Origin of the sequence: Pseudomonas sp. NBRC 111133 (genome assembly GCF_001320605.1) — a bacterium.
In the GTDB taxonomy this organism is placed as follows: domain Bacteria; phylum Pseudomonadota; class Gammaproteobacteria; order Pseudomonadales; family Pseudomonadaceae; genus Aquipseudomonas; species Aquipseudomonas monteilii.
On sequence record NZ_BCBJ01000019.1, the window covers coordinates 58,180 to 71,597 of the forward strand.

The window sequence follows — 13,418 nt, forward strand, 5'->3', positions numbered from 1 at the left end:
GCTGTACTGCCAAGGGCTCGACGCTACCTGTACAGGCCCTCCCCTACATCAAACTGTCACGCAAGCGGCCTACCTTGGCTCAAGGTTTGCTGACCTAGACCAAAGGTTCCAGGCAACGGCTTCACTCATAACAACGATCGTAAAAAGGCACCCACCCAAGGAGCTACGGATGAAAAAGTTGTTCATGGCGTCACTGCTCGGTTCGGCCATCGCGTTCTGCACCTCGGCCATGGCCGCGGACCTAAAGGCCCTGGAAGACGCCGCCCGCAAGGAAGGCACCGTCAACAGCGTGGGCATGCCCGATGCCTGGGCCAACTGGAAAGGCACCTGGGAAGACCTGGCCAGCAAGTACGGCCTCAAGCACAGTGACACCGACATGAGCTCGGCGCAGGAAATCGCCAAGTTCGAAGCCGAGAAGGACAACGCCAGCGCCGACATCGGCGACGTGGGCGCCGCCTTCGGCCCCATCGCCGTGACCAAGGGCGTCAGCCAGCCGTACAAGCCCAGCACCTGGGACCAGGTACCGGAGTGGGCCAAGGACAAGGACGGGCACTGGGCGCTGGCCTATACCGGCACCATTGCGTTCATCATCAACAAGGACCTGGTGAAGGAAGGCGAACGCCCGACCTCCTGGCATGACCTGGAAAAAGGCAAGTACAAGGTCGCCATCGGTGACGTCGGCACCGCCGCACAAGCCGCCAACGGTGTACTGGCGGCGGCCATTGCCTACAAGGGCGACGAAACCAACGTGGCGCCGGGCCTGCAGCTGTTCACCAAACTGGCCCAGCAGAAGCGCCTGTCGCTGGCCAACCCGACCATCCAGACCATCGAGAAAGGCGAGGTCGAGGTCGGCGTGGTGTGGGACTTCAACGGCCTGAGCTACCGCGAGCAGATCGACCCCAAGCGTTTCGAAGTGCTGATCCCGTCGGACGGCACGGTGATCTCCGGCTATACCACCATCATCAACAAATACGCCAAGCACCCCAATGCGGCCAAGCTGACGCGTGAATACATCTTCAGCGATGCCGGGCAGATAAACCTGGCCAAGGGGCATGCCCGGCCGATCCGTGCCGAACACCTGACGCTGCCGGCGGATGTGCAGGCCAAGTTGCTGCCAAACGAGCAGTACAAGGCCGCGCAACCGATCAAGAATGCCGAAGCCTGGGAAGCCACCTCGAAGAAACTGCCGCAGATGTGGCAAGAGCAAGTGATCATCGAGATGGAGTGAGGGCTCATTTCTGTAGTGTCTGATCCGGCCCTTTCGCTGGCATGCCCGCTCCCACAGGTACAGCACAGGTCCTGAGCCTAGTGCAGTACTTGTGGGAGCGGGTTTACCCGCGAAGAAGCCAACGCGGTTTACGACTGGAGCAATCATGCAACACAACGTCATCCTGGTCCTGCTGGACGGTCTCAACTACCAGGTCGCCCACCACGCCATGGGCCACCTGCACGCCTACGTCGAGGCCGACCGCGCCGCGCTGTACCGCGTGGAATGCGAACTGCCGTCGCTGTCGCGGCCGCTGTACGAGTGCATCCTCACCGGCGTGCCCCCCATCGACAGCGGCATCGTGCACAACAACGTCAACCGCCTGTCCAACCAGCGCAGTGTGTTCCACTACGCCCGCGAGGCCAACCTGGGCACCGCAGCAGCGGCCTATCACTGGATGAGCGAGCTGTATAACCGCTCACCCTTCGACCCGCAGCGCGACCGCCACACCCACGCGCCGAAGCTGCCGATCCAGCATGGGTTGTTCTACTGGGACGACCGCTACCCCGATTCGCACCTGCTGGCCGACGGTGAGTACCTGCGCCGCCGCCACGCACCCAACTTCCTGTTGGTGCACCCGATGAGCATCGACGACGTCGGCCACCGCCACGGCCTGGACAGCAGCCAGTACCGCAACGCCGCACGCAGCGCCGACATCCTGCTGGCCGACTACCTGCCAGGCTGGCTGGAAGAGGGTTACCAGGTGCTGGTCACCGCCGATCACGGTATGAACAACGACCGCTCGCACAACGGGCTGCTGACCGAGGAGCGCGAAGTGCCGCTGTTCGTCTTCGGCGACGCCTTCAGCCTGGACCCGGCGGCCAAGCCGCTGCAGACCGAGCTGTGCGGGACCATCTGTGAACTGCTGGGTGCCGCGCACGACAAGACGGTGTGCCGGGAGTTGCTCAAGTGAACCGTGGCCGCTATCTGGCCCTGCTCTGCCTGCTGCCGTTCGCCGTGTTCTTCGTCATCTTCCAGGTCGCCCCGCTGGCCTGGGTGGCGATCAACAGCCTGCAATCGGAAGCCGGCTGGGGCGTCGAAAACTTCAGCAAGGTCTTCAGCTCGAAGTTCTACCTGCAAGCGCTGCAACGCAGCCTGGAAATCAGCTTCTGGTCGAGCCTGTTCGGCATCGTCATCGCCACCCTCGGCGCCTACTCGCTGCGCCAGGTGGACTCGAAACTGCGCGATTTCGTCAGCGCCTTCGCCAACATGACCAGTAACTTTGCCGGGGTGCCGCTGGCGTTCGCCTTCATCATCCTGCTCGGTTTCAACGGCGCGCTGACCCTGCTGCTGAAGCAGATCGGCCTGCTGGAAGACTTCAGTATCTACTCCAAAAGCGGGCTGATCCTGGTGTACACCTACTTCCAGATCCCGCTGGGTGTGTTGCTGCTGTACCCCGCCTTCGACGCCCTGCGTGAAGACTGGCGCGAGTCGGCCGCGCTGCTGGGCGCCAGCCACTGGCAGTTCTGGCGGCACATTGGTCTACCCGTACTCACTCCGGCACTGCTGGGCACCTTCGTCATCTTGCTGGCCAACGCGCTCGGTGCCTATGCCACCGTGTACGCGCTGACCACCGGCAATTTCAACGTACTGCCGATCCGCATCGCCGGCCTGGTGGCTGGCGACATCAGCCTCGACCCGAACCTGGCCAGCGCCCTTGCGATGGTGCTGGTGGGGCTGATGACGCTGGTCACGGTGGTGCACCAATGGCTGTTGAAGAGGAGCTACCATGCGCGCTGACGCCCGTTCCAGCGGCTGGTACCACCGCGCCGTGGTCTACCTGCTGTTCCTGATTCTGCTGCTGCCACTGGCCGGCACCCTGCTCTACTCGCTGGCCACCAGCTGGTCGGCCAGCCTGCTGCCCAGCGGCCTGACCCTGAAATGGTATGCGGCGCTGTGGAGCGAGCCACGCTTCCTGGCCGCTTTCGGCCAGTCGTTGCTGGTGTGCGTGGGCGCACTGCTGCTGTCGATAGTCCTGATTCTGCCGCTGCTGTTCGTGGTGCACTACCACTTCCCCAGGCTGGACGCGCTGATGAACATTCTCATCCTGCTGCCCTTCGCGGTGCCGCCAGTGGTGTCGTCGGTGGGGCTGTTGCAGCTGTACGGCAGCGGGCCGATGGCCATGGTCGGCACGCCGTGGATCCTGATCGGCTGCTACTTCACCATCGCCCTGCCGTTCATGTACCGGGCCATCACCAACAACCTGCAAGCCATCAACCTGCGCGACCTGATGGACGCTGCCCAATTGCTGGGCGCCAGCACCTGGCAGGCCGCGCTGCTGGTGGTGCTGCCGAACCTGCGCAAGGGCCTGATGGTGGCGTTGCTGCTGTCGTTTTCGTTCCTGTTTGGCGAGTTTGTGTTCGCCAACCTGCTGGTCGGCACCCGTTACGAAACCCTGCAGGTGTACCTGAACAACATGCGTAACAGCAGCGGCCACTTCAACAGTGCGCTGGTGATCTCCTACTTCGCCTTCGTGCTGGTACTGACCTGGATCGCCAACCGCCTGAACAAGGACAAGACCTGACATGAGCTTCGTCAGCGTACAGAAACTGCAAAAAAGCTACGCCGGCAGCCCGGTGTTCGAGAACATCGACTGCCACATCGAACGCGGCGAGTTCGTTACCCTGCTGGGCCCGTCCGGTTGCGGCAAGTCCACCCTGCTACGCTGCATCGCCGGGCTGACCCCGGTGGACAGCGGGCAGATCCTGCTGGACGGCCACGACATCGTGCCCGTGAGCCCGCAAAAGCGCGGCATCGGCATGGTGTTCCAGAGCTATGCGCTGTTCCCCAACATGACCGTGGAGCAGAACGTGGCCTTTGGCCTGCGCATGCAGAAGGTGAAGGCCGACGAAAGCCAGGTACGGGTGCGCGAGGCGCTGGACCTGGTGGAGCTGGGCAGCTTTGCCGGGCGTTACCCGCACCAGTTGTCTGGCGGCCAGTGCCAGCGCGTGGCCCTGGCCCGTTCGCTGGTCACCCGCCCTCGCCTGCTGCTGCTCGACGAGCCGCTGTCGGCACTGGATGCACGTATTCGCAAGCACCTGCGTGAGCAGATCCGGGCCATCCAGCGTGAGCTAGGGCTGACCACCATTTTCGTCACCCACGATCAGGAAGAAGCGCTGACGATGTCCGACCGCATCTTTCTGATGAACCAGGGGCGCATCGTCCAGAGCGGCGATGCCGAAACCCTCTATACCGCACCGGTGGACCTGTTTGCCGCCGGCTTCATCGGCAACTACAACCTGCTCGATGCCGACAGCGCCAGCCGCCTGCTGCAACGCCCAGTGGCCAGCCGCCTGGCGATCCGCCCGGAGTCGATCACACTGGGCATACACGGCGAACTGGACGCCCAGGTAAGCAGCCACAGCTTGCTGGGCAACGTGATCCGCTACCGCGTGCAAGTGCGCGACGTGGAGCTGGTGGTCGACGTGCTCAACCGCTCGCCGGCCGACCTGCACGCGGACGGAAAACGGGTAAGCTTGTCGATCGACCCCACGGCGCTGCGGGAAGTGGCCTAAGGAGATTCAGCACAATGGCACTGGCAATTTTCGATCTGGACGAAACCTTGATCCACGGCGACTGCGCTTCGCTGTGGAGCGAACAGATGGCCCGGCTGGGCTGGGTCGACGGCAAGGAATTTCTGCGCCGCGACCATGAGCTGATGGAGGCCTACGGCAAGGGCCACCTGCAGATGGAGGACTACATGGCCTTCAGTCTGGAGCCGATGGCCGGGCGAACCCTGGAAGAAGTCGAGCACCTGGTTGAGCCGTGGGTTGAAGAGGTGATCGAGCCGATCATCTACGGCGACGCCTGCCGCTGCATTGCCGAACACCGCAAGCGCGGGGACCGCATCCTGATCATTTCCGCTTCGGGTACGCACCTGGTTGGGCCGATTGCGGCTCGCCTGGGGGTGGACGAATACCTGGCGATCGAGCTGGAGGCGGTGAACGGAGTGTATACCGGCAAGACCCACGGGGTGCTGACGTATCGTGAAGGCAAGATTACGCGGCTGCTGGAGTGGCTGGATCAGGAACAAGAAAATCTGGAGGGGGCGAGTTTCTATTCCGACTCACGGAATGATTTGCCGTTGTTGTTGAAGGTGGACCATCCGCATGTGGTGAACCCGGATGCGGTATTGCGGGAGCATGCCCAGATCAATCGCTGGCCGATTTTGAGCTGGACCTGAGAGTAATTTATTGCCTGAACCGGCCTATTCGCGGGTGAACCGCTCCCACAGGGATCGCACAAATTTCGAATCTGCGGTGATCCTGTAGGAGCGGGTTTACCCGCGAAAAGGCCAGGCCTGCTTACACCAGGCTAGGGTCAATCACCATCACCAGCTTGCCAGAGACCTGATTAGTCTCAAGCTCGGCATACGCCGCCTGGGCAAACTCCACCGGGTAGGTGTCAACCAGCTGCGGCGACAACCGCCCTTCGGCAAACAGCGGCCACACCTGCTGTTGCAACTCACGCAGCAGCTCCGCCTTGAAGCCGTCATCGCGGTTGCGCAGCGTGGAGCCGGTAATCTCCAGGCGCTTGCCCAGCACCTGCGCCAGGTCCAGCTCGAACTTGCGCCCACCCATCAAGCCGATGATCACCCAGCGCCCGTCGCGGGCCAGCAGCTTGAGGTTTAGCTCACCGTAGCTGGCACCCACCGGGTCGAGAATCACGTCGAACGGGCCAAAGCCTTCCAGCGCGTCCAGGTTTTCGTTACGTACCACGCCCCCTGTCGCGCCCAGCGCTTCGCAATAAGCCAGGCGGTCCTGCGAACCGACACTGACCCACACCGGGCTGCCAAACGCCTTGCACAACTGGATAGCGGCCGAGCCCACGCCACTGGCGCCAGCATGCACCAGCACTTTCTCGCCAGCCTTCACAGCACCGAGCTGGAAGATGTTCAACCAGGCAGTGGCATACACCTCCGGCAACGCCGCGGCTTCATGCAGGCTCAGGCCCTCGGGCACAGGCAGCACGTGACGCGCATCGACCACCACTTCCTCGGCCATGGCGCCACTGGCCAACAGCGCGCACACACGGTCGCCCACGCGCCAGTCGGCACCGGCGCCCACTTCCTCAACCACCCCGGCACACTCCAGGCCCATGTACGGGCTGGCGCCCGGCGGTGGCGGGTACAAACCTTTCATCTGCAGCAGATCGGCGCGGTTCAGGCCCGCAGCAGCCACGCGAATGCGCACTTGGCCCGCGTCACAGGCCGGGCGTTCGGCCTCGACCCACTCCACATGTCCGTCAACGCCTTGCAATGCCTTCACAGTGCCTCCATAGTTGAATCATGACTGGGCCTGGGGTTGCTTACCTCAGGCTTTTTGCAGTATTTGCCCGGCTCCATGGAACCGGCAACGGAAAAGACGGCCTACTATGCGTGATCAATTGCCTCCACGTCGAATCAGCATGAAGCATTTCCTCCCAAGCACCGCCCTCGCCGTCATGATCGGCCTTGGCAGCCTCACGCTCGGCGGCAATGCGACGGCCGCCAACAAATGGGACAGCCTGCAGCCAGACCGCGACGAGATCGTCGCCAGCCTCAACGTGGTGGAATTGCTCAAGCGCCACCACTACAGCAAGCCGCCGCTGGACGATGCCCGTTCGGTCATCATCTATGACAGCTACATCAAGCTGCTGGACCCAGCACGCAGCTACTTTACCGCTGCCGACATTGCCGAGTTCGACAAGTGGAAAACGCAATTCGACGATTTCCTCAAAAGCGGTAACCTGGACCCGGGCTTCACCATCTACAAACGCTACCTCGACCGCGTCAAGCAACGTCTGGACTTCGCCCTGGCCGAGTTGAACAAGGGCGTGGACAAGATCGACTTCACCACCAAGGAAACCTTGCTGATCGACCGCAAGGACGCACCGTGGATGAAAGACCAGGCCGAGCTCGACGACCTGTGGCGCAAACGCGTCAAGGATGAGGTGCTGCGCCAGAAGATCGCCGGCAAGGAACCCAAGCAGATCCAGGAAACCCTGACCAAACGCTACAAGAACCAGCTGGCGCGCCTGGACCAGACCCGTGCCGAGGATATCTTCCAGGCCTACATCAACACCTTCGCCCAGTCCTACGACCCGCACACCAACTACCTGTCGCCGGACAACGCCGAAAACTTCGACATCAACATGAGCCTGTCGCTCGAAGGCATCGGTGCGGTGCTGCAAAGCGACAACGACCAGGTCAAGATCGTGCGCCTGGTACCGGCAGGCCCGGCAGCCAAGACCAAGCAGGTGGCCCCGGCCGACAAGATCATCGGCGTGGCCCAGGGCAACAAGGAAATGATCGACGTGGTCGGCTGGCGCCTGGACGAAGTGGTCAAGCTGATCCGTGGCCCGAAAGGCTCGGTGGTGCGCCTGGAGATCATCCCGGCCAGCAATGCACCTAGCGACCAGACCAGCAAGATCGTGTCGATTACCCGCGAAGCCGTGAAGCTTGAAGAGCAGGCGGCCAAGAAGTCGGTGCTCAAGCTGAAGCAGGACGGGCGTGACTACAAGCTGGGCATCATCGAGATCCCGGCCTTCTACCTGGACTTCAAGGCCTACCGCGCCGGTGACCCTGAGTACAAGAGCACCACGCGTGACGTGAAGAAGCTGCTCACCGAACTGCAGAAAGAGAAAGTCGACGGCGTGGTCATCGACCTGCGCAACAACGGTGGCGGCTCGCTGCAGGAAGCCACCGAGCTGACCAGCCTGTTCATCGAAAAAGGCCCGACCGTGCTGGTGCGCAACAGCGACGGCCGCGTCGACGTGCTGGAAGATGAAAACCCGGGCGCCTTCTACAAAGGCCCGCTGGCGTTGCTGGTGAACCGCCTGTCGGCCTCGGCTTCGGAGATTTTCGCCGGTGCCATGCAGGACTACCACCGCGCGCTGATCATCGGCGGCCAGACCTTCGGCAAAGGCACCGTGCAAACCATCCAGCCGCTCAACCATGGCGAGCTGAAGCTGACCCTGGCCAAGTTCTACCGGGTTTCCGGGCAGAGCACCCAGCATCAGGGCGTGCTGCCGGACATCGACTACCCGTCGATCATCGACACCAAGGAAATCGGCGAGAGCGCCCTGCCCGAGGCCATGCCATGGGACACCATCCGCCCGGTGGTCAAGCCTGCGGCCGACCCGTTCAAGCCGTTCCTGGCCCAGCTCAAGGCGCAGCATGAAGCGCGCAGCGACAAGGATGCCGAGTTCACCTACATCCGCGACCGCCTGGCCCTGACCCAGAAGCTCATGAACGAGAAAACCGTCAGCCTCAACGAGCAGGAGCGCCGTGCGCGCCACGATGACATCGAGGCCAAGCAGCTGGCACTGGAAAACATCCGCCGCAAGGCCAAGGGTGAAGAGCCGCTGAAAGAGCTGAAGAAAGAAGACGAGGACGCGCTGCCGACCGAGGATGAAAACACCAAGCCGGAAGACGACGCCTACCTGTCGGAAACCGGTCGCATCCTGATCGACTACCTCAGTGCCAGCACCAAGGTGGCCAAGAAGTAAGGCGCTGCAACGATGATGGCAGAATAATGTGACCTGTCATCAAACAGTCATCGCGCTGTCGTGAAATACGAGGGCCGGGCATGCAGATGCCCGGCCCTTTCATTTTCAGGAATACGTCATGACCGTTGCCGAACAGCTCAGTGCCTTGAGTGCCATCCTGGCTCAACGCAGTATTCACAGTCTGTTCCAGCCGATCATGTGCCTGAGCGAACAGCGGGTGTTCGGCCATGAAGCGCTGAGCCGCGGCCCGTCCAACAGCCCGCTGCACGCGCCGTTGAACCTGTTTACCATCGCCCGCCAGGCTGGCCGCCTGACCGAACTGGAAGCCGTCTGCCGGGAAAGCGCCTGCCGTCGCTTCAGCGAGCAGCAATTGCAGGGCAAGCTGTTTCTCAACATCTCGCCAGAATCGCTGCTGGAGCCACACTACCCGTCCGGCCTGACCCTGAAACTGCTGGAGCAGGTCGGCCTGCCGCCCAGCCGGGTAGTGATCGAGCTGACCGAGCACACCCCCACCGACGACTTCCAGCTCTTGTCCAATGCCCTGCACCATTACCGCGACATGGGCTTTTCGATTGCCATCGACGACCTGGGGGCGGGCTATTCCAGCCTGCGGCTGTGGTCAGAGCTGCGCCCTGAATACGTGAAGATCGACCGGCACTTCATCGACGGTATCCACCGCGACCCGCTCAAGCGCGAGTTCGTTGGCTCGATCCTGCAGATTGCCCGGGCCTCGAAGGCGCAGGTGATCGCCGAAGGGATCGAGCTTGCGGAGGAACTGGCGGTGCTGAGGGAGATGGGGGTGGACCTGGTGCAGGGGTACCTGCTTGGGCGACCGCAGGAGCTGGGGGTGCGTGCGTTACCGGCGCTGATGAGTATGCCGCCGGCCGAGCATCCATCTGTGCGGTTGAATGCCACCATTGGGCAGTTGCTGGAGCTGTTTGGGCGGCATCAGCATCTGGATGCGTTGGAGGTAGTGGATGCTGAAGGCAGGGCCTGTGGATTCATTCACAGGGATAGGTTGACTGTTCCGGCCTCTTCGCGGGCAAGACCGCTCCCACAGGATCTCCACCACACTTAAGAATGGTGGTGTACCTGTGGGAGCGGGCTTGCCCGCGAAGAGGCCCAATCAGGCTGTTTCGGGGTAGCTGTACTCAAACACCCGAACCACCTCGGAAGCATGCCAGGAAGCGGCCTCCATGCCATCCACCGGCCCGGCAAACCGCCCTAACCGTTCGACACATTCAAAAAAGCCGGTACGCGGCAAACGGCTGGCGCCCTGGCTGATCACCAGCGAGCTGCGAAGCGGCTGCTCGGCACGGGCATCCAGCACTGCCAGGTATTCCAGCGCGGCGGTCAGCGTCTGCATGGCCGGGCTGGGCAGTTGCAAGCGCTCGATCAGTGCTCGGTAGGTCAGCAAGTGACGTTGACGGCGGGCCAGGTCAAGCTCGCCCAGCAGGTTGTCCCAGTGCTGACGGCTGATCCTGACCTGGCTCATGATGGCTCGCTCCAGCCAGCCACCCCCAAGTGCCAGGCCAAGGCGCGGCGGATGGCTGCATCCGGCTGGCGCTCGCCCGATTCGATCATGGCCAGGTAGGCCGGGCTTACCCCGACGTTGCGCGCCAGCTGCTCAGGGGCGATGCCCTTGGCCTGGCGAATCTGTGCCACTTCGCTGAATGCTGGCAATTGCGCCGCAGCGGCTGCCATGGCCGGTTCGCCGACAACGGCCTCGGCAGGTGCTTGCCCTGCTGCCTTGAGCAGCGCCTGGTACTGCTCCCAGGGAACGACTGCGTACTCGGGTTGACCGTCCCGGCTGATGACCTGAATACCCATTACAAACCCCTTTAAAAAGGATTACAGCATGTAATCCGTAGGCATAACCCTTATGCCAATTATATTACCAACTCCGGGGTCTGTCCGATTGAGGTGCAGTTCAGGCGTTTTTCACTGCGTATTGCGCTCCAGGCGCAGCGCTTCGCGGCTTGCGGGTAGGCGCTCGACCACACGCAGCCGCTCGGGTGCCTGGCTGTCGCGCCAGGCCCGGAAGCGCGCCAGCTCATCGGCCACGGTCTTCAGTACCCAGCCCAGCACTGCAATGTCATCAAGGAAGCCCACGCCCAGCAGCCAGTCGGGGATGGCATCGATAGGGCTGACGAAATACAGCAGGCCGGCCACGATGGTGACCAGGGCCTTGGGGCTGATGGCACGGTATTCGCCGCGCCACCATGCCAGGCATAGCGACTGAAGCAGTTTCACGTCCTCGCGCAACTGGCCGATGCGCGGGCCTTTGCGGGCCACGGCGAACAGCAGGGCCGGCAACCGGCCACGGCTGAGCAGGCGCTCGGCCAAGGGCAGGAAACGGGCGAAATTCCAAGGTGCGCTCATGGAGCCTCCACGCGGAACAGGTTATCCACATTTATTGTGGATAACCTTGTGAACAGGGCCACGTTTCTGACCTCGGGTGCCTGCCAGGCAAGGGCCCCGGTCAGATCGGGCGTTTTTTACACAGCCGTTTCAATACGTGGGTAGCTGGCCGCAAACGATTTGCGCCAGAAACATCCTACAGCAACAAGCTGCATTTCCTCGGACAGTATCAGCAGTTACAGGTTCGTCCAATCGTCGTAAACGAAAACGCCCCGTCAGGACGGGGCGTTTTGCAAGAACCTGCCAGTATTACTTGGCGGGTGCTTCTGCAGGGGCTTCGGCCGGGGCCTCGGCTTCCGGCTCGGCGCCTTGCAGCTGGGCCGGGTCCTTGATGGCGATCAGTTCCAGATCGAACACCAGTACCGAGTTGGCCGGGATCAGCGGGCTTGGGCTTTGTGCACCGTAGGCCAGTTCAGCCGGGATGAACAGCTTGTACTTCTCGCCAACGTGCATCAGTTGCAGGCCTTCGACCCAACCCGGGATCACGCCGCTGACGGGCAGGTCAATCGGGCTGCCGCGCTCGACGGAGCTGTCGAACACCTTGCCATCGATCAGCTTGCCTTCATAGTGGACGGTAACCACGTCAGTAGGCTTGGGCTGAGGGCCGTCGGCCTTCTTGACCACTTCGTACTGCAGGCCCGAGGCGGTAGTGACCACGCCTGGTTTCTTGGCGTTTTCTTCGAGGAATTTCTTGCCGGCAGAGGCCGCTTCTTCGCTGGCCTTGGCCAGGCGCTCTTCGGCGCGCTTCTGCAGCGCGGTGAAGGCTTCTACCAGTTCTTCATCCTTGATGCGCTGTTCTTTCTTGCCAACGGCGTCTTCGATACCGAGTGCCACTGCTTTCGAATCAAGGTCTTCCATGCCTTCCTGAGCCAGGCTCTTGCCCATGTTCAGGCCGATACCGTAGGAGGCTTTCTCTGCCGGAGTCTTCAGCTCGGGGCTGCTAGCTTGTTGGTCGCAGCCAGCCAGTACCAAGCCTACCAGGGCAACCGCAGCCGCCAAACGATGCTGTTTCATGCTATTTCCTTGTTCATGCGCCATAAGGGCAATCAGGGTAAAGCCGCGAGCTTAGCAGGCGGCCATCACCAATGGCTACCGGCATAGGAGCGGGTTTTGGTAAGGAAGTTCAGTAGTTAAACGCTTATTCATCAATGCGTTTGCAGCCACTGGCCAGTATTGCCCGGTTGTGTCGGTTTTGCCCGGTTCGGCAGGGGATTTATTTCGTTGAATGCCCGGAGGCCTGCACTCAAGGGTAGTGACCTTCGCGGTACTGCCCCGCCACCTCACGCAGCACCTCGCACACCCACTGCCCCGGCAGGCTCTGCGGCAAGGCGGCATTGCGACAAATACCCACCGAGCCACCCGGCTCCCGCACGCCCAGGTCTAGCTCGACCAGCTCGCCACGGCGCAGGTCGAGCAGCACCGCATCGCGTGGCGCCACCCACAGCCCATCGCTGCCCAGCAGGTAGCGCCGGCTCAGGGCCAGCGACAGGGTTTCCAGGCGCTGCGCCGGCATCTGGATGCCGCATTGCACGAACAGGCTGTCGGCATGCTGGCGGATGGTGGTGCCTGCTGGCGGCAACACCAGCGGATAACGCCCCACCTGGGCCCGCTCGACGGGTGTGCCGGCCAGCAGCGGGTGGCCCGGGCGTACCACCAGGCTCATCGACTCGCTGTACAGGTGCTCGAACGACAGGCCCTGGATCTGCGGGCTGTCGGTCATGCGCCCGACCACCAGCTCCAACTCGCCCAGCCGCAGTTGGCCCAGCAGCTGCGCACTGACCCCGGTGACCACACTGATCACCAGCGCTTCATGGCGCTGGTGCAGGCGGCAGAGCACTTCGGGCATAAGCAGGCCCTCGACCGTCGACAGCACGCCGATGCGCACCTGCGACGGCGCCCGCGCCTCACCACGCAGGCTGCTGACGCCATCGCGCAGGGCCTGCACACTGGGCCCGGCATAACGCATGAAGCGCGTACCGGCCGGGGTCAGTTCGACACCCTGTCGGCTGCGCGCAAACAGGCGCGTTTCCAGCAGGTCTTCAAGTTCCTTGAGGGTTTTGGAAATGGCCGGCTGGCTGATGGCGAGCACGTCGGCAGCCCTGGCCAGGCTGCCCTGTCGGGCAATCTCCAGAAAGCACAGCAGGTGGCGGTATTTGATGCGGGTGTCGAGGTTCATGGGCTGAAGCTTACCGTATTGCCCATGTGGTGGCTGTCTTGGGATTTGTGGTGGGGCGTAGATCGA

14 protein-coding genes are annotated in these 13,418 nt (G+C 62.5%); 8 read left to right on the forward strand and 6 right to left on the reverse strand.

Annotated features, from left to right (window positions below):
* Positions 1-169: 169 nt before the first annotated feature.
* The 6 genes from APH36_RS04050 to APH36_RS04075 all read left to right on the forward strand — a co-directional run bounded on the left by APH36_RS04050 (position 170) and on the right by APH36_RS04075 (position 5,450).
* Complete coding sequence (locus tag APH36_RS04050; RefSeq protein ID WP_016715521.1) at positions 170-1,228, forward strand: ABC transporter substrate-binding protein; 1,059 nt, start codon at positions 170-172, stop codon at positions 1,226-1,228.
* A 145-nt stretch (positions 1,229-1,373) separates the two neighbouring features.
* Complete coding sequence (locus APH36_RS04055; RefSeq protein ID WP_027609476.1) at positions 1,374-2,180, forward strand: alkaline phosphatase family protein; 807 nt, start codon at positions 1,374-1,376, stop codon at positions 2,178-2,180.
* On the forward strand, positions 2,177-3,007 hold the full coding sequence (locus APH36_RS04060; RefSeq protein WP_060497582.1) for an ABC transporter permease subunit: 831 nt from the start codon (positions 2,177-2,179) through the stop codon (positions 3,005-3,007). The genes APH36_RS04055 and APH36_RS04060 overlap by 4 nt, the downstream gene beginning before the upstream one ends.
* A complete protein-coding gene (locus APH36_RS04065) occupies positions 2,997-3,791 on the forward strand; it encodes an ABC transporter permease (RefSeq protein WP_060497583.1) in 795 nt (264 codons plus the stop codon). The genes APH36_RS04060 and APH36_RS04065 overlap by 11 nt, the downstream gene beginning before the upstream one ends.
* Position 3,792: 1 nt before the next feature.
* A complete protein-coding gene (locus tag APH36_RS04070; RefSeq protein ID WP_060497584.1) occupies positions 3,793-4,782 on the forward strand; it encodes an ABC transporter ATP-binding protein in 990 nt (329 codons plus the stop codon).
* A gap of 14 nt (positions 4,783-4,796) precedes the next feature.
* Positions 4,797-5,450, forward strand: coding sequence for an HAD family phosphatase (locus APH36_RS04075; RefSeq protein WP_060497585.1), 654 nt, complete (start codon positions 4,797-4,799; stop codon positions 5,448-5,450).
* A gap of 121 nt (positions 5,451-5,571) precedes the next feature.
* On the opposite strand, the gene APH36_RS04080 is transcribed toward APH36_RS04075, so the two are convergent.
* A complete protein-coding gene (locus tag APH36_RS04080) occupies positions 5,572-6,534 on the reverse strand; it encodes an NAD(P)H-quinone oxidoreductase (RefSeq protein WP_060497586.1) in 963 nt (320 codons plus the stop codon).
* A gap of 139 nt (positions 6,535-6,673) precedes the next feature.
* Here APH36_RS04080 and APH36_RS04085 point away from each other — a divergent pair, with 139 nt between their 5' ends.
* Together APH36_RS04085 and APH36_RS04090 are read left to right on the forward strand one after the other, a co-directional pair.
* On the forward strand, positions 6,674-8,755 hold the full coding sequence (locus APH36_RS04085; protein WP_177337077.1) for a carboxy terminal-processing peptidase: 2,082 nt from the start codon (positions 6,674-6,676) through the stop codon (positions 8,753-8,755).
* 118 nt (positions 8,756-8,873) lie between these two features.
* Positions 8,874-9,833 carry an EAL domain-containing protein gene (locus APH36_RS04090; RefSeq protein WP_060497588.1) on the forward strand — a complete coding sequence of 320 codons (960 nt, stop codon included), beginning with the start codon at positions 8,874-8,876 and terminating at the stop codon, positions 9,831-9,833.
* A 48-nt stretch (positions 9,834-9,881) separates the two neighbouring features.
* Here APH36_RS04090 and APH36_RS04095 read toward each other — a convergent pair whose 3' ends face one another.
* The 5 genes from APH36_RS04095 to pcaQ all read right to left on the reverse strand — a co-directional run bounded on the left by APH36_RS04095 (position 9,882) and on the right by pcaQ (position 13,352).
* Positions 9,882-10,250: a hypothetical protein gene (locus APH36_RS04095; protein ID WP_016501064.1), complete on the reverse strand. Its 369-nt coding sequence runs from the start codon at positions 10,248-10,250 to the stop codon at positions 9,882-9,884.
* The gene (locus tag APH36_RS04100) at positions 10,247-10,585 is read right to left on the reverse strand and encodes a helix-turn-helix transcriptional regulator (RefSeq protein WP_060497589.1); all 339 of its coding nucleotides are present in this window, start codon (positions 10,583-10,585) and stop codon (positions 10,247-10,249) included. The genes APH36_RS04095 and APH36_RS04100 overlap by 4 nt, the downstream gene beginning before the upstream one ends.
* A 111-nt stretch (positions 10,586-10,696) precedes the next feature.
* Positions 10,697-11,137, reverse strand: coding sequence for a YkvA family protein (locus tag APH36_RS04105; protein ID WP_060497590.1), 441 nt, complete (start codon positions 11,135-11,137; stop codon positions 10,697-10,699).
* Positions 11,138-11,425: 288 nt separating this feature from the next.
* Positions 11,426-12,190 carry an FKBP-type peptidyl-prolyl cis-trans isomerase gene (locus APH36_RS04110; protein WP_016715510.1) on the reverse strand — a complete coding sequence of 255 codons (765 nt, stop codon included), beginning with the start codon at positions 12,188-12,190 and terminating at the stop codon, positions 11,426-11,428.
* A gap of 229 nt (positions 12,191-12,419) precedes the next feature.
* Positions 12,420-13,352, reverse strand: a complete 933-nt coding sequence (gene pcaQ, locus APH36_RS04115) for a pca operon transcription factor PcaQ (protein WP_060497591.1) — start codon at positions 13,350-13,352, stop codon at positions 12,420-12,422.
* Between the last annotated feature and the right edge of the window lie 66 nt (positions 13,353-13,418).